Origin of the sequence: Paenibacillus sp. 3LSP (genome assembly GCF_032465655.1) — a bacterium.
GTDB lineage: Bacteria > Bacillota > Bacilli > Paenibacillales > Paenibacillaceae > Fontibacillus > Fontibacillus barengoltzii.
In genome coordinates, this window is sequence record NZ_JAWDJI010000244.1 from 46520 (window position 1) to 61782 (window position 15263).

14 protein-coding genes and 1 riboswitch are annotated in these 15263 nt (G+C 53.7%); of the genes, 6 read left to right on the forward strand and 8 right to left on the reverse strand.

The window, feature by feature from the left end; all coding sequences use genetic code 11:
• Positions 1 to 21 precede the first annotated feature (21 nt).
• Positions 22 to 2199: a (Fe-S)-binding protein gene (locus RW092_RS21655; protein WP_316011258.1), complete on the reverse strand. Its 2178-nt coding sequence runs from the start codon at positions 2197 to 2199 to the stop codon at positions 22 to 24.
• Between the two features lie 329 nt (positions 2200 to 2528).
• On the opposite strand from RW092_RS21655, the gene fadR reads away from it, so the two are divergent.
• From fadR to RW092_RS21670, 3 genes are all read left to right on the forward strand, one after another.
• Positions 2529 to 3113, forward strand: a complete 585-nt coding sequence (fadR, locus tag RW092_RS21660; protein WP_028538832.1) for a fatty acid metabolism transcriptional regulator FadR — start codon at positions 2529 to 2531, stop codon at positions 3111 to 3113.
• Positions 3114 to 3385: 272 nt separating this feature from the next.
• A complete protein-coding gene (locus RW092_RS21665) occupies positions 3386 to 4153 on the forward strand; it encodes an electron transfer flavoprotein subunit beta/FixA family protein (protein WP_316011259.1) in 768 nt (255 codons plus the stop codon).
• A gap of 19 nt (positions 4154 to 4172) precedes the next feature.
• Entirely contained in the window at positions 4173 to 5165 is a 993-nt protein-coding gene (locus RW092_RS21670; RefSeq protein ID WP_316011260.1) for an electron transfer flavoprotein subunit alpha/FixB family protein, read from the forward strand.
• Between the two features lie 53 nt (positions 5166 to 5218).
• On the opposite strand, the gene RW092_RS21675 is transcribed toward RW092_RS21670, so the two are convergent.
• Positions 5219 to 5401 carry a hypothetical protein gene (locus RW092_RS21675; RefSeq protein WP_127575448.1) on the reverse strand — a complete coding sequence of 61 codons (183 nt, stop codon included), beginning with the start codon at positions 5399 to 5401 and terminating at the stop codon, positions 5219 to 5221.
• Between the two features lie 140 nt (positions 5402 to 5541).
• On the opposite strand from RW092_RS21675, the gene RW092_RS21680 reads away from it, so the two are divergent.
• A complete protein-coding gene (locus tag RW092_RS21680) occupies positions 5542 to 7368 on the forward strand; it encodes an ABC transporter substrate-binding protein (RefSeq protein ID WP_232228327.1) in 1827 nt (608 codons plus the stop codon).
• 49 nt (positions 7369 to 7417) lie between these two features.
• Here RW092_RS21680 and RW092_RS21685 read toward each other — a convergent pair whose 3' ends face one another.
• The 3 genes from RW092_RS21685 to RW092_RS21695 all read right to left on the reverse strand — a co-directional run bounded on the left by RW092_RS21685 (position 7418) and on the right by RW092_RS21695 (position 8779).
• Positions 7418 to 8014: a nitroreductase family protein gene (locus RW092_RS21685; protein WP_085279018.1), complete on the reverse strand. Its 597-nt coding sequence runs from the start codon at positions 8012 to 8014 to the stop codon at positions 7418 to 7420.
• A 102-nt stretch (positions 8015 to 8116) separates the two neighbouring features.
• A complete protein-coding gene (locus RW092_RS21690) occupies positions 8117 to 8434 on the reverse strand; it encodes a DMT family transporter (protein WP_028538826.1) in 318 nt (105 codons plus the stop codon).
• Positions 8435 to 8437: 3 nt separating this feature from the next.
• Positions 8438 to 8779 (reverse strand): DMT family transporter, encoded by a 342-nt coding sequence (locus RW092_RS21695; protein ID WP_016312270.1) that lies wholly within the window; start codon positions 8777 to 8779, stop codon positions 8438 to 8440.
• 57 nt (positions 8780 to 8836) lie between these two features.
• Positions 8837 to 8945: riboswitch (guanidine-I (ykkC/yxkD leader) on the reverse strand.
• 178 nt (positions 8946 to 9123) lie between these two features.
• Between RW092_RS21695 and namA the strand changes: the two genes are divergently transcribed.
• The gene (gene namA, locus RW092_RS21700) at positions 9124 to 10134 is read left to right on the forward strand and encodes an NADPH dehydrogenase NamA (protein WP_316011261.1); all 1011 of its coding nucleotides are present in this window, start codon (positions 9124 to 9126) and stop codon (positions 10132 to 10134) included.
• Between the two features lie 187 nt (positions 10135 to 10321).
• Positions 10322 to 10519 carry a hypothetical protein gene (locus tag RW092_RS21705; RefSeq protein ID WP_316011262.1) on the forward strand — a complete coding sequence of 66 codons (198 nt, stop codon included), beginning with the start codon at positions 10322 to 10324 and terminating at the stop codon, positions 10517 to 10519.
• A gap of 208 nt (positions 10520 to 10727) precedes the next feature.
• On the opposite strand, the gene fba is transcribed toward RW092_RS21705, so the two are convergent.
• From fba to RW092_RS21720, 3 genes are all read right to left on the reverse strand, one after another.
• A complete protein-coding gene (gene fba, locus RW092_RS21710) occupies positions 10728 to 11582 on the reverse strand; it encodes a class II fructose-1,6-bisphosphate aldolase (protein WP_009226822.1) in 855 nt (284 codons plus the stop codon).
• Positions 11583 to 11819: 237 nt separating this feature from the next.
• On the reverse strand, positions 11820 to 14471 hold the full coding sequence (locus RW092_RS21715; protein ID WP_316011263.1) for an immunoglobulin-like domain-containing protein: 2652 nt from the start codon (positions 14469 to 14471) through the stop codon (positions 11820 to 11822).
• On the reverse strand, positions 14462 to 15169 hold the full coding sequence (locus tag RW092_RS21720) for an RCC1 domain-containing protein (RefSeq protein ID WP_316011264.1): 708 nt from the start codon (positions 15167 to 15169) through the stop codon (positions 14462 to 14464). The genes RW092_RS21715 and RW092_RS21720 overlap by 10 nt, the downstream gene beginning before the upstream one ends.
• Positions 15170 to 15263: the final 94 nt, after the last annotated feature.

Below are 15263 nucleotides of genomic sequence, written 5' to 3' on the forward strand. Positions count from 1 at the left end.
GTCCTTCAAAATTCATTGAGATCATGCGGGGACCGGATCCGCCGCCTGTTCACCAAACACAGATAACGCTAAAATCTCAGCAATGTCCCGCGCCTTCACCTGGCTTTCCACTTCCTTAAGCTTGGTGCCGTCTTCCAGCATCGTCAGGCAATACGGACAAGCGCTGCTGATCATGCTCGGACCCACCTCCAATGCCTGCTCCGTGCGGGCCAAGTTAATTCGTTTGCCGTCGGTTTCCTCCATCCACATCAGCCCGCCGCCTGCTCCGCAGCACATCCCGTTCTCTCGGGACCGGTTCATCTCCACCAGCTCCACCCCGGGCACGGCCCGCAGCACCTCACGCGGCGCATCATAAACCCCGTTATACCGCCCAAGATAACAGGAATCGTGATAAGTCACTCGTTCGTTGACCTGGTGAGTCGGCTTTAATCGTCCTTCGCGGATCAACTGCTCCAGCAACTGTGTATGGTGCAGCACTTCCACTCCCTCCAAGCCAAATTCGGGATATTCGTTTTTCAATGTATTAAAGGTATGCGGGCAAGCCGTAACGATTTTACGTACGCCGTACCGTTGGAACGTTGCAATGTTTTCATGGCACAGTTGTTGGAACAAGAACTCATTGCCCATTCGGCGCGGCGTATCTCCGGAGTTGCGTTCCTCGTTGCCAAGAATGGCGAAGTTAACGCCCGCTTCGTGGAGCAGCCGGACAAACGCCCGCGTCACTTTACGGCTGCGCAGATCATAAGAACCCATCGAGCCGACGAAATACAGATACTCAAATGACGGATTATCCTTCACTGTTGGCACAGGGATGCCCTCCAGCTCGCCCGTCCAGGCTGCGCGGTCGCTGCGGCTGATGCCCCAAGGATTGCCTTGGCGCTCGATGTTTTGCATCGCCCGTTGGCCTTCTGCAGGTACGCTGCCTTGCATGAGGACCAGGTGACGGCGCAGGTCCACGATTTTGTCAACATGCTCATTCCCCACTGGGCATTGATCCTCGCAGTTCCGGCAGGTCGTGCAGGCCCAAATTTCATCTTCGGTCATGACATCCCCAATCAGCTCAAGCTCGGTGACTGCTTTACCTTGAGCGGCTGGCTGCCAAGCCGCCTTCTGCCAGTCCAGCGTCGGGCGAATGTCGGTGATGCCCGAGGCGCGCCCCCAGTCCGGTGCGGCAGATGCCACGCCTGCCGCCACCGCATGGACGCCGTCCGAGCCAAATACATTCGCCGGTACCCACGGCGATTTGCCCGTAACGGCGGCGCCCTTCTCGGTGAGATGATCGCGCAGCTTCGTGATCAGATGCATCGGCGACAACGTTTTACCGGTGCTCGCCGCCGGGCAGACGCTGGTACAGCGCCCGCATTCCACGCAGGCGTAGAAGTCGAGCATTTGCTTTTGCGTGAAATCCTCGATGCAGCCCACTCCGAAGCTTTCGGCTTCTTCGTCTTCAAGATCCAGGCTCTGCAGCTTGCCATGCGGTTCCCGGCGGCGCAGCCAGATGTTAATAGGTGCAGTGATGAGATGGAAGTGCTTCGATTGAGGGATGTATACGAGAAAAGAAAGCAAGATCAATAAGTGCAGCCACCAGAATACGTAAAATACAGCTTCTGCAACAGCTTCAGGCAACCAAGTGAATACTGCAGCAATGGCTGACGAGACCGGGGCGTAACATGAAAACTCCAGCCCCATCCATACACGTTCGAACCCTAATGACAGCAGAACGGATACCATCAACGCATAGATGAAAATTACAACGATTCCGGGTTTCCAACCCTTTTTGAGTCGCGGCAGCTTTTCAATATAACGGCGATAGGCGGCGTACCCCATCGCAATGAGGATAGCCAGTGCGGTAAACTCCTGGAACCAGCCGAACAGCTCGTAAGCCGGTAGTGGCAGATGCCCGCCGCGCGATACCCCTTTGACGATCAGATCAATCGCTCCAAATTGCAACACGATAAATCCGTAAAACACAACGATGTGCATCAAACCGCTTTTTCGATCCTTGAGCAGCTTCTTCTGCCCAAATACCTGTGACCAGAATTCCCCCTGGTCTCCCCCTCGCCTAGCACGGAAGTTGGTGGGTCGGCCTAGCCGCAGGTAAAGGTAACGACGGAACACGGCCTGATAGAACACATAAATGGCGTATCCCGTAACGGCGGCAAACAGCAGAGCGTTTAGCGTAAGCCAGAACGTAACCATGAGAAGGCGTCCCTCCTTCGAATATTTTCTTATGAGAAAAAGAGATCGCTGGTGGTTCAAGTGCGTCAATGTGTGCGGGAAAAGTTGCTACGTACATGAAGAGAGATTATTGAAATGCTGAGGTTCGTGTGCTTCAGTATTGCGATGTGTTCCTGACACGATGGAAGATGGCTCTCGTACAAGTGAACAGGGGTAAACGGTTACAACATGGAGTGAAATGAAAAATCTTAAGGAACGTCCCTTGACAACCGGTAAGTTTTTCCCCTAAGATTAAGAAAATGAATGACGGTTCATTCAGTTGTTTTAAATTTTAGCATTGAGGTGGCTCGATGACAAGTAGGAAACAGGAAAAATTTGAAATGATCTTGGATGCAGCGGAAAAAGTCATTGCAGAGAACGGGTTCCACGGCTCCCAAGTCTCTAAAATCGCCAAAGAAGCTGGAGTCGCGGACGGCACAATTTATCTATATTTCAAAAATAAAGAAGATATCCTGATCTCCCTCTTCCAGGATCGACTGGGCAAGCTGGTTGAGCTGTTCCATCAGAACATCGCCGAGACGAGCACAGCCGAAGAAGCGTTGCGAAAGGTGTGTGAAATTCACTTCACTCATCTGGAGCAGAACGTAAATTTTGCGTACGTGACGCAAATCGAGCTGCGACAAAGCTCCCTCGAACTGCGCAAGGCGATCGGTCTGGCGGTAAAGCCCTATATCACGCTGATCGAGCATATCTTGAAGAGAGGGATCGAGGAAGGTTCGTTCCGCGACAACCTGGACACCAAGCTATCCCGTCAGCTGATCTTTGGAGCCTTGGACGAAGTCGTAACCTCTTGGCTGATCTCTGGCATGAAGTACTCCCTATCCGCTCAGGTGGAGAACACGGTGGACTTTTTCCTGCGTGCACTTAAGAAGTGAGCCGTTATTTTTGAGCAATACCCCACCTATCCAATCTGCTCTAACGCTTGTGATCAACCTTATTCGCAGCAAAATTAACATCTGCAACATATAACGCTTGACACGAAGCTGATTTGCTCGTTTTTGAGGCAAATCCCCCAAAATCATGCCAATAACGTTACGGGTCAGCGTTAGAATTGAAACTCACTTCATAACAACCCAATAAGTGCGCTGGCAAGCGTTAGCATGTACTTGAGGGGAAACATTCTTGAATTTGAAAGGAGTTGGCCCGCATGCATATCGTTGTCATCCTGAAACAAACCTTCGATACGGAGGAAAAAATCGTCCTCACCGACGGAAAAGTTGTTGAGGACGGCGTCAAGTTCGTCATTAACCCTTACGACGAATATGCGGTTGAGGAAGCGCTGCGTCTGAAGGAAGCCCACGGCGGTACGGTGACGGTCGTGTCGCAAGGCCCGGAAAGAGCGGCCGAAGCGCTGCGCACTGCGCTGGCGATGGGCGCCGATGAAGCCGTGCGAATCGCCACGGAAACGATCGATACGGATGAATATGGCATCTCCCGCCTGCTCGCCGCCTATTTGCAAACACTAAGCTATGACCTCATTTTGGGCGGCAACTTCTCCGTCGACAACGGCGCCGGTCAAGTCGCTGTGCGGCTTGCCAAGCTGCTCTCACTTCCCCACGTCTCATCGATTACGGAGTTGACCGTAGGCGGAGATCGGGCAACTGTCGTACGGGATGCGGAAGGTGACGCAGAAACGCTGGAAGTTGCATTACCCGCAGTATTCACTGCCCAGCAAGGCTTAAACGAACCACGATATCCATCGCTCCCCGGAATTATGAAAGCGAAGAAGAAACCGTTCCGTGAACTGACCCTCTCTGATCTTGGACTCAACGAAACCGACATCGCCCCTAAAACCCAACGGCTTGGCCTCACCCTTCCGCCGGCCCGCCAAGCTGGCAAACTGCTTGCCGGTTCACCTGCCGAACAGGCAGCGGAACTCGTGCGACTGCTGCGCTCTGAAGCAAAAGTCATTTAACCCGAAGGAGGCGTTAATCATGAGCAAAACGTACGTGGTGATCGTCGAAACGAAGGATGGTAAACTTCGTCAAGTCTCTTTGGAAGCGCTTCACGTTGCAAACACGCTGCGTGGCGAAAGCGACCGTCTTACAGCGGTACTGCTGGGTCATCAGCTGGATGATGCTGCTGCCGAGCTGAGCCGCCATGTGGAGGGCCAAGTGCTCATCCTGGATCATGCCGAACTCCATGCCTATCAGCCGGAGTTGGCCTTTGAAGCAGTGCTGCAAGCCCTAGCTGTACTGCCGGAAGAACCGAGACTGATCCTGCTTGGTCATACCGCCATCGGCCGCGATCTCTCACCTCAATTGGCGGCCCAGCTAAATTGCGGCCAAATTTCTGACGCGACCGCTCTCACCAAGAACGGCGACAGGGCTGTGTTCACGCGTCCCCTTTATGCCGGGAAAGCCTTCGAGCAAAAAGAACTGACAGATGGCACGGGTATCGTGACCATTCGGCCCAACAACTTCTCCCCTGCAGCCCCTGCCTCTGCCCCAGGGACGCTCGTACCGCTGGAGTTTACTCCGCCTGCAACCCTGCGCACGATCCTCAAGGATGTGGTGCGAAAAGTATCCGGCAAGGTCGATCTCACCGAAGCGAAGATCGTCGTATCCGGAGGACGCGGCGTGAAAAGCGCCGACGGCTTTAAAGTGCTGGAGGAACTCGCAGACACCCTCGGCGGCGCTGTCGGTGCTTCGCGCGGCGCATGTGATGCCGGCTACTGCGACTATGCGCTGCAAATCGGCCAAACGGGGAAAGTCGTCACACCAGAGATTTACATCGCCTGTGGGATCAGCGGTGCAATTCAGCATCTGGCTGGCATGAGCCAGTCGCGAGTGATCATTGCCATTAACAAAGACCCGGAAGCACCGATTTTCAAGGTAGCTGACTATGGCATCGTCGGCGATCTATTCGAAATCGTTCCACTGCTAACCGAGCAATTCAAAGAAGTTCTCGCTGAACGGACCTCTTGATAAACCAAATGCCTGCATCTCATGATGCAGGCATTTTCCTTGTCAGGTTGTGATCAATAAAACATATTCAAGATCGACCGCAGCACCTTCCCCATACCGCTCGCTTGTTTCCGCTTCTTGACCGGTCGCTTGGGCAGGGTCATCCCCTCCAAGCCGTTAGGGGTGCCCGGTCTTCTCAACGACTGATGGAACTCTTTAATCTCCCGCTCTCTTACATAAAAATCCAGATAATTCATGGGATAACCTCCTTGCTTCCAGGGTGGCCATGACCGACCCTTTTGTTATTTCCATTATCTTCTTCAAAAGCAGGAAGAAAAAGAGTATACTATTTCAAAGTCATTTCCCCTTTTGCCGTTTGCAAGGAGGACGGGGGGGTATGGAGGTGTGTATGGTCGTGTTAACCGCAGAACGTTATTTAGCGTTGCTGAATCATTATGCGGAGGGAATCGGCGATTCGGCAGAGCCTCGCGAAGTTGAGGTCGCGCTGGAGGATTTAACGAAGTTGTTTCACTGTACGGAGCGGAACGCTAAGCTGGTCATTCGTAAGCTGCAGGAGGAAGGTCTGATCGACTGGTCGCCGGGTCGAGGTCGCGGGCACCGCTCCCGTCTGGTGTTTCGGGTGAATCGGGAAAATTTCCTTATCGATCTGGCCCAAAGGCTGGCGGAAAAAGGGGAATACCGCTTGGCCTTCGAATTCCTTCATCAGCACGAAGGCGATATCCATGCGCGAGAGCGGTTTATTCAGTGGCTAAATGACCAGTTCGGCGCGGAACGACAGCTCGCCGCAGGCCAAAGCTGCCGTGACATCTTTCGACTGCCGGTATATAAAGCTCCGTTTACGCTGGATCCGGCCAAGCTGATTTACGACTTGGATTCCCACCTCGTTCGGCAAATCTTCGATCGGCTGGTGCAATACGACCAGACGATCGGTCAAGTGACCGGCATGATCGCCCATCACTGGGATCATGATGAGACTGGGACGGTATGGACGTTCCATTTGCGCAAAGGCGTGCGTTTTCATCATGGAAAAGAGCTCACCGCCGAGGACGTCGTTTTCACCTTTTCTCGGCTGAGGGAAGTCTCAACCAACCGCTGGCTGGTATCCAGCATTGATCAGATCGAAGCCTTGGATACGCGAACGGTTCTGTTTCGGCTGCATCAACCGAACTGGCTGCTCCCTCGCCTGTTTTGCTCCTCGTGCGCTTCGATACTACCTGCCGATTTACTCGGTAAGGACGAGACGGCGTTTTGGCAGTTTCCAAGCGGTACCGGCCCGTTCCGACTCACGCATTGGAGCTTGAACCGGATGGAGCTTGAGGTCCATGCGGGATATTTTCTCGGGCGGCCTTATTTGGACGGCGTCACCCTGGTCTTTCTGCCCGACGATATTCCGAATTCCTCCAAGTTGAGATGGGAGCAGCTAATCGTCAACGATTCACGGGTTCCCACCAAAGCCGGGGACGATTGGAATCGAATCCAGACCTTAAGACGGGGCTGCAGCCTAATTTCTTGGAATCGCAACCGACTGGGGCCGCAACAATCGCTGGCGTTTCGGCAGGCGATTAACCTGGCGATTGACCGCCCCGGGCTGATCCAAGCTACGGGCAAATCCGGTTATCCGGCACGTAGCTTCCAACCCACCGAAGACACCATCCTGGGGGTTCATCGGCACGATCCGGCCGCCGCAAGACAGCTGCTGGAGGCGCACGGTTATAATGGTGTGCCGATCCGCCTGGCAGCCCATCATCTCGATCGAGAAGAAGCTGAATGGATTCAAGCCCAATGCGAAACGATCGGAATTCCGGTTGAGATTGTGAAATATGAAAAAGGCGATATGGCAAGAACGGCTGCCCTTGAAGCCGATGCCGTCCTCTTATGCCTCGTCTTCGCTGAGGATGAAGTGTGCGAGTTGGAAAGCTTCTTGCAGGAAGACAGCTACATCCGTTTGCATATGCCGCCGGAATTAAGCCGTTGGGTGTTCAGCATGGTGGATGAAGTGTTTGCGTCCAGAAGTCCTGAGAAACGGCGGGTGTTGCTGCAGCAAATCGAATATCGCCTGCAAGATGAAGCGCAGGTCACTTTTCTGGTGCACAGCATGTTGAACACGTATGTCCACCCTTCCATTCGCGGTGTTGCGATCAACAATCTTGGCTGGATGGACTTTAAAGACATCTGGTTGACCTCTGCTTCCTCAGCGGGATGAATTGCCTAAGAAAAAAGCGTCTGGCCTTTGAGCCAAACGCTTTTTTGGATTAATTGAACACCTTCATTCGGTTGTCAATCGGCGCAAACTCTTTGTCGCCTGCCGGAGCCTCGATCTTGCCAAACGGCATTTGTGCAATCAGCCTCCAGCTTTCCGGTACGCCCCATTCCTTCCGCACTTCCTCATCGATTAAAGGATTGTAATGCTGGAGCGACGCGCCGACGCCTTCATCCGACAAGGCTGTCCAAACAACATATTGCAGCATGCCGTTGGATTGCTCTGACCACACCGGGAAGTTCTCAGCGTATAAGGCAAATTGCTTTTGCAGCCCTTCAATCACCGTCTGGTCCTCAAAGAACAATACGGTACCGCGGCCGCTCCGGAAGGAAGCCATCTTCTCTTCCGTTGGGCCAAAGTTGTCCGCCGGAACTATTTCGCGCAATGTTGCCTTGGTAATGTCCCAAAGCTTCTCGTGCTGCGCATTAAACAATACAACCACTCTAGCACTTTGCGAGTTAAATGAAGATGGCGTGTAGAGCACCGCGTTGCTTACAATCTCCTTTACCCGCTCTTCAGTAATGGGAATGTCCTTCCCGATGGCATAAATGCTTCGTCTCTTTTTGACGGCGTGCCAAAAATCGCCCATTCGTTCAGTTTCACTCCGTTTCTGCCTGGATTGATGTCAATGGAACCTTCCTTAATATATCCCAATCGACATCAATCCAACCGATCCTGAAGCTAGTTCCACCTACTCACTGATGAGCTTTAACCCCATTGCAGCCCCTAAAATAAAGGCAATAAACAGCAATCGCCGCCACTCGCGAGATTCACCATAAAGCAGCATCCCCGCGATAGCACTTCCCGCCGTACCGATACCTGTCCATACCGCATAGGCCGTCCCCATGGAAATGGTTCGCATCGCCAAGGTCAGAAACAGGAAGCTAAGCAAAAAACCGCCGGCCATCCAGACATACGCCCCTAGGCTCTTACGAGTGTTGATTTTGTTGATCCCAATCACGCCCAGCACCTCGCCAAATCCAGCGAGCACCAGCAGAATCCAATCCATCGCTTACGCTCCTCCTTCCGTCTGCTTCTCCCCATCGGTCACCAGCTTCAAGCCGATGACACCAACCATTAACAGCAAAATGAGCAGCAGCTTGGCCCAACGAAACGGTTCCCCAAACAACGCCATCTCCGCAATCACCGTCCCTGCCGTACCGATCCCCGTAAACACGGCATAGACCGTGCCAATCGGAAGCCGTCGTCCGGATAAGATCAACAAATACATGCTCATCCCGATACAGATTGCCGTCCCTACCCAGCTGAGCGCATCCCCGGCATGCTTCAGGCCGATGACCCAACCGATCTCAAATAAGCCGGCAACGCCGACCAAGCCCCAATCGCGTTTCATGCGTATGCCCCTCTCCTTTATACAAAAAATAAAACCCGAAAGATATCACCTTGCGATATCTCCCGGGCTTTTGTCCCTCCGTGTCCACGGCCTATGAAGCGCCGCGCGTTCCCTCTTGGACCAGTCCGGCCGGCAGATCCGCCGCGGAACCCTAGGGAACAATTCGTTAGCTATCTTAACCGATTCCTGCTTCAGGGTCAAGAAGTATGGATCGGATAACAGTATCAAAAACTATACTATAGAACAATTTAGTACGTACTTGTAAGTTATAATCCGATTGTCTAACATGGAAATGACATAGGTTTATTCTATTAACCCCCAATCCAAAAGGAGGAGTGGTCGAGATGAACGCCCAACTATTTAGCCCATATACGATCAAACAGGTTACGTTCAAAAACCGGATCGTCATGGCTCCCATGTGCCAATATTCTGCCCACGATCAGGACGGAAAAATCCAGGATTGGCACCGAGTTCACTACGCATCCCGTGCCGTCGGCGGCGTTGGCTTGATCATTATTGAAGCGACAGCCGTTCTGCCGGAAGGACGGATTTCGTATCGAGATCTTGGCATCTGGAGCGATGAACATGTATCCGGGTTAAAGGAGCTGGTTGATCTAGTGCACCGCAATGGTGCGAAAATCGGGATTCAGCTCGCCCATGCTGGGCGGAAAGCGGAGCTTGAGGAAACGATCATCGCTCCGTCGGCGATTCCGTTTCCAGACAAAAAAACGCCAAAAGCTGCTGAATCCGGGGATATTCGCAGGATTGTAGAAGGCTTCCGAGATGGGGCACGTCGCGCGAAGGAAGCCGGTTTTGACGTGATTGAGATCCATGCAGCCCATGGGTATTTGCTGAATGAATTCCTTTCGCCGGTGACCAACCATCGGGAAGATGAGTACGGCGGAAACGCCGATAACCGTTACCGGTTGCTGGGCGAAGTGATCGAGGCGGTCAATTCGGTTTGGTCCGGTCCGCTGTTTGTTCGGGTCTCGGCGAATGAATACGATCCGCAAGGTAATTCGCTGGAACAATATATCGATTATGCCCGCCGAATGAAAGCGCAGGGCGTGGATTTGATTGATTGCAGCTCTGGCGGATTGGTCCCGGCACAAATTCAAGCGTTTCCGGGCTATCAAGTGAACCTGGCGGAACAAATCCGCCGTCAAGCTGAGGTGGCCACGGGTGCGGTTGGCATGATCACCGATCCCTCCCATGCCGAAGAAGTACTTTGCAACGGGCGAGCTGATCTGGTGTTCTTAGGCCGCGAACTGCTGCGCCACCCATATTGGGCATATGATGCTGCTAAAGCTCTGAACACAACCTTAGAGCGCCCGGTTCAATACCAAAGAGCCTAAAACGGACATGTGTTGCAGACCCGTTTTCGTGATTAGCGAAGGCGGGTTTTTTTGCTTAGGTCAGTGCTCTTCACACTTGGCGCAGTCGGGTTTGGTGATGACGAATAACCTGACTTGGTTTTCCTGCAGCAGCGTTTTATAATTTGAAGAGTGAATTTGTCCACGGACTAAGGAGTTGTTCTTATCGATGCTAAATCGTTCACATTCCAAAATTCTGATCATGACGGCGGTGGATGCCGAACAGCAAGCCGTCCTGCGCGGACTCGATGGCTATGAAGGCGCTGATGTGCAGCTGGCTGGTGTTGGTCCGGCATCAGCGGCTGCTTCGACAGCTACCGCTGATCGAAACGCTTCCGCGCAGCGGACGTCCGCCACGAATCATTAATTTCTCCATAAGTCCAGGATCCCCCTACGTATTTGCGTCGGTACACAAGCCCATGATTTTTAGCGGCAGAAATGGAAAGACACCGTCTAGGCGGTGTGCTCTCCAAGTCACCTTATTCAGCTGAACGGTCCAATCCCTTGTCCGTCCTAAAGTTTGCGCCGCAACCCGCCTAAGACAGGAGTACGGCGCACACGCTTGATGTTGATTCTTAAGCTTTGTTGTTGGAGCCGAATTCACGGATTTTCCCAACAACCGTAGCTTTGATCGCGTCACGGCCAGGAACGATGTATTTACGAGGATCGTATACATCTGGTTTCGCAGCCAGTACTTCGCGAACAGCCTTCGTAAACGCGATTTGGTTCTCCGTGTTCACATTGATTTTGGAAGTACCGAGCGAGATCGCTTTAGCGATATCATGCGTTGGAATGCCTGTCCCACCGTGAAGAACGAGCGGGATTTTAACAGCATCGCGGATTTCTTCCATTTCTTTAAAGCCCAGGTTAGGTTCACCTTTGTAAGGACCATGAACGGAACCCAACGCAGGAGCCAGCGTATCGATGCCAGTTTCGTTAACGATACGGACGCACTCGTCCAGTTTAGCGTATTGAATACCGCCAACAACGTCATCTTCTTGACCGCCGACAGTACCTACTTCAGCTTCAACCGAAACGCCTTTGGCATGTGCGTATTCAACCACTTTCTTCGTCATGGCAATGTTCTCATCAATTGGATGATGGGAGCCGTCGATCATAACGGAAGTAAAGCCAGCGTCAATCGCCTCTTTACATTTATCAAAGCTCGAACCATGGTCGAGGTGAATCGCAACAGGTACAGTGATTTTCATGTCATGCAGCAAGCCTTCCACCATTTTAACAACGGTGTAGAAACCGCCCATGTGACGTGCAGCACCTTCGGAAACGCCCAGAATAACCGGGGATTTCTCTTCTTCTGCTGCAGCAAGAATGGCTTGGGTCCATTCCAGGTTATTGATGTTGTACTGGCCTACGGCATATTTGCCGGCAAGCGCTTTGTTCAACATATCTGTCATCGATACTAATGGCATGGGTTTCAATCCTCCTAAGGATGTGGGATATTATCTTTTTAGCCGACATTCACACACTTTTTTATTATACCACAACCTTGCAAAAATACTATTCATGCTTTCCTTTCATTTGTGAACGCCTTGTGTTGTACTGACGAAAACCCCGTTTTTGCAAAATTCCCATATAAAGAAAAAAGAGCTTCTCCCCTGGCTAACCCAGTTGGAGAAGCTCCTGTAATCCTGAATCATCGTACGATCTTACGGATTGATGAATTGCATCGCCTGCAACATCCGCTTCAGCAGGGCAGCGCTTTGTGCGCGGGTCGCATGTTCCCGGGGACCAAATGTCGTCTCACTCAAACCGTGGATGATGGAGGCTCCCGTCAGTCCATCTACCGCTGCGTCCGCCCATGGCGCGATGTCTGCTGCGTCGTCGAACGTTTTCGACGTCCCGTTGGCAGTAGGCGCAGATCCCGCGTACTCCATCGCCCTGACGAGCATGACCGCCATCTGTTCACGGGTTATGAGTTGCGCCGGACGGAACGTCCCGTCCTCGAAGCCGTCAATCAGCTGCGCCTCATTTGCCGCCCGGACAGCTCCTTCATACCATGCACCCGGCGTCACGTCCCGGAAAGGCGTCGCTCCGTTCGGTTCATCGTCCAGCCCTAGGGCCCGCACGAGCATGGCGGCAAATTCAGCACGGCTGATGTTATCGTCCGGTACAAACCGGTCCCGACCTCTTCCTTCAACCAGCAGCTTGTTCGCCATCAGGACGATATCCTCTTTCGCCCAATGCCCATTCACATCCGCAAACGATTGATCCGATGCGATCACCGTATACGCACCGTCGTAAGGCGAACGGATCGTCACTAGACCGTCGTTGCTGAAAACGGAAGGGGCGAACCGAAGGTGCCCGTGATTGTCGATGCGTACAGCCGTCGCTTGATCCGGATTGGCAGGTTCGGGCAGAACGGCCGTCAAGGTTGCGTATGTTCGGCCCCAATCCACACTGCTGCCGTCATGGTCCTCCAGCGAATAAACGACCGGTTGAGGGAGCAGCTGCTCCCCACCGACACTAGCAATTGCTCCGTTCGCGGTATCACTGAGGGAACCGACTGCCGCAGCGATCCCAAAGGTTACGGTTGCCTCCTTTGGAACGCCCTGCAGGACGTGGAGCGGAAGGCGCAGCCTATTTCCATCGACGCTCCATTCCAACCAAGCGTCCTGTTGAAGCTCTACCGCATGCAGCAGCGGGGCGGCCGGAAGGTCCATTTTGACCGCCTCTCCAATGTCTTGTGCTTCGATCCGAATATAGTCCGGCTGAACTGTCAACGCTTCGGACAATTGCCCCGCCGTCGGGAAAATCCGAGTTATACGTTGCCCGTCGGACGATTCATACGATGCGTCGACCCGTTTGACCTCGCCGTTGATTTTGATGATCACCTGATGAAGCGCCGCAGACCCGCCTCCCGTTTCCGAGTTCCATGAATTTCCGGAACCCCCAGAACCATTAGAACCACCAGAGCCGCCGGATCCAGCAGGAGCGGTGACCGTCACCGTGCGTGTCACTTCCGAGGCGGCGTTGCCGGACGGATCCGCCACATTGTAACGGAGCGTATACTCGCCCGCCCTGTTTGTATCTACGGCTCCGCTTACGACAATAAGATGGGTGACGTCGCCGTAATAGGCATCGGTCGCTTGTGCTCCGGGATCGGTAAACACTGCGCCAAACGGTACGCTCATCACGGGATCGCCGACCAATGTGAGAACTGGAGGCTGCGTATCCTTCACATAGACCGTACGCGTCACAGTCACAGCCGCATTGCCTTCGGTATCGGAAACGTCATAGGCAAGCGTATAAGTGCCAAGGGTCGAGGTATCCACTGTTCCCGTTACCACGATCGATGCGGTGAGGTCACCGTCCTGCAGATCCTGCGCCGTTGCTCCGGGATCGATAAACAGGCTGTTCGCTTCCACCGTCATCGGATTCGGTCCGTTCAAATAAATCGTCGGCTCCCCTCCGTCGTACACGTACACATCGCGGGTGACTGTCGCGGTATTCCCTGCACGGTCCGTGACCGTATATTGGACCGGATAATGACCGAGTTGCGTCGTGTCCACGACGCCTGTAATCACGATTTCGGAAATCTCGCCATCGATCGCATCGGTTGCCACCGCCCCCGGTTCCACATACGACTCGCCTTGCGGGATGTTCATCGGATTGCTGCCGTTCAGCGTAAGTATCGGCGCCGTGTTGTCCAGTCGAAACACGTTCGATACGGCGTCAGCGACATTCCCAGCTAGATCTTGCGCGCGGACATGCAAGTACCAGTCGCCGTCTCCGCTTGTCTTCTGCAACATATCGCCGCTCGCAAAAGCAGTCCAGCCGCTCGCGGGAACAGCCGTGCTTTGCGTCCAGGCGTATTGCAGGGAGTCGGCGTCAACACCACTCCCCGAATCATTCACAGTCACGATGCTTTCCGCCGTTTTCGCAGGCTCCAGATTGCCGTTCTCGACGAACTGAACGTCGGGAGGCGCAGCGTCTCTCTGCACGGTGATCGTATACGTACGAGGCGGCTTCAAATACGGTTCCACCCGAATCGGGATGACTGTCGTCGCTCCCGAGATGTTGACCGTCGCTGTGCTGCCGCTGGCTACCGGCTTGTTGTCGACATATAGCTGGGCGTAAGTCGAGTCGGCGAGCGTTGCCTTGATATGCACGCTCGAAACCAACAGGTCGTCGAAGGTATAATCGGTGACCGAAGGAGAGAACGCGGGGTCGATATCGCCTTCCTGCACCGTCAGGTCGCTCAGAAGGTCATTGCCCGGCACGTCCGTTTGACCATAATCTTTGTCATCTCCCGAGTCGATCCCCCAGGCGATGACGGTGCCGTCTGACTTCAGCGCCAACGAAACGGTTCCGCCCCCGAGATTGCCACCACATCAGAGAGTCCGGCCGGCACGTTCGTTTGATTATAAATATCACTTCCCCAGGTAACGACAGTGCCGTCTGACTTCAGCGCCAGCGAGTGAACCACCCCCGCTGCGATCTCGATTCCCTTGACAGGCATCGCAGTCCCTGCAGGCACGTTCGTCTGACCATAGTTATTATATCCCCAAGCGACGATGGATCCATCTGACTTTACAGCCAATGAATACCGATATCCCGCGGCGATTGCCGCCACCCCGTCAAGTCCGGCCGGCACGTTCGATTGACCATACTCATTCTCTCCCCAGGCAACGACGGTTCCGTCCGACTTTAAAGCCAGCGAATGATATCCGCCCGCCGCGATTGCCACTACCCCGTCAAGCCCAGCCGGCACGTTCGTCTGACCATAGTTATTGCGCCCCCAAGCGACGATGGATCCATCCGACTTTAAAGCCAGTGAATGATATCCACCCGCCGCGATTGCCACAACCCTGTCAAGCCCGGCCGGCACATTCAATTGACCAAGGGCATTCGATCCCCAGACAACGACAGTGCCATTCGCTCTAAGCGCCAGCGAATGATCCACTCCTCCCGAGACTTTCACATACCGGCTTCCCTTGCCCGCTTGCGCCGCATGCGCCGACCCGGCACCGTATGGAACCGCCACAATCAGCAACAACACGAAAGTCAGAGTAATAGAAATGAGCTTTCGACTTTTAACATGAAATCGGAATGTGGATAACTCAGGCCTGTGGATAACCCGCCATCGCACT

Excerpts from the sequence above, each read along its gene's own strand:
- RW092_RS21655 (WP_316011258.1), bottom strand. The coding sequence starts at position 2,199 with ATGGTTACGTTCTGGCTTACGCTAAACGCTCTGCTGTTTGCCGCCGTT.
- fadR (WP_028538832.1), top strand. The coding sequence starts at position 2,529 with ATGACAAGTAGGAAACAGGAAAAATTTGAAATGATCTTGGATGCAGCG.
- RW092_RS21665 (WP_316011259.1), top strand. The coding sequence starts at position 3,386 with ATGCATATCGTTGTCATCCTGAAACAAACCTTCGATACGGAGGAAAAA.
- RW092_RS21670 (WP_316011260.1), top strand. The coding sequence starts at position 4,173 with ATGAGCAAAACGTACGTGGTGATCGTCGAAACGAAGGATGGTAAACTT.
- RW092_RS21675 (WP_127575448.1), bottom strand. The coding sequence starts at position 5,401 with ATGAATTATCTGGATTTTTATGTAAGAGAGCGGGAGATTAAAGAGTTC.
- RW092_RS21680 (WP_232228327.1), top strand. The coding sequence starts at position 5,542 with ATGGAGGTGTGTATGGTCGTGTTAACCGCAGAACGTTATTTAGCGTTG.
- RW092_RS21685 (WP_085279018.1), bottom strand. The coding sequence starts at position 8,014 with ATGGGCGATTTTTGGCACGCCGTCAAAAAGAGACGAAGCATTTATGCC.
- RW092_RS21690 (WP_028538826.1), bottom strand. The coding sequence starts at position 8,434 with ATGGATTGGATTCTGCTGGTGCTCGCTGGATTTGGCGAGGTGCTGGGC.
- RW092_RS21695 (WP_016312270.1), bottom strand. The coding sequence starts at position 8,779 with ATGAAACGCGATTGGGGCTTGGTCGGCGTTGCCGGCTTATTTGAGATC.
- namA (WP_316011261.1), top strand. The coding sequence starts at position 9,124 with ATGAACGCCCAACTATTTAGCCCATATACGATCAAACAGGTTACGTTC.
- RW092_RS21705 (WP_316011262.1), top strand. The coding sequence starts at position 10,322 with ATGCTAAATCGTTCACATTCCAAAATTCTGATCATGACGGCGGTGGAT.
- fba (WP_009226822.1), bottom strand. The coding sequence starts at position 11,582 with ATGCCATTAGTATCGATGACAGATATGTTGAACAAAGCGCTTGCCGGC.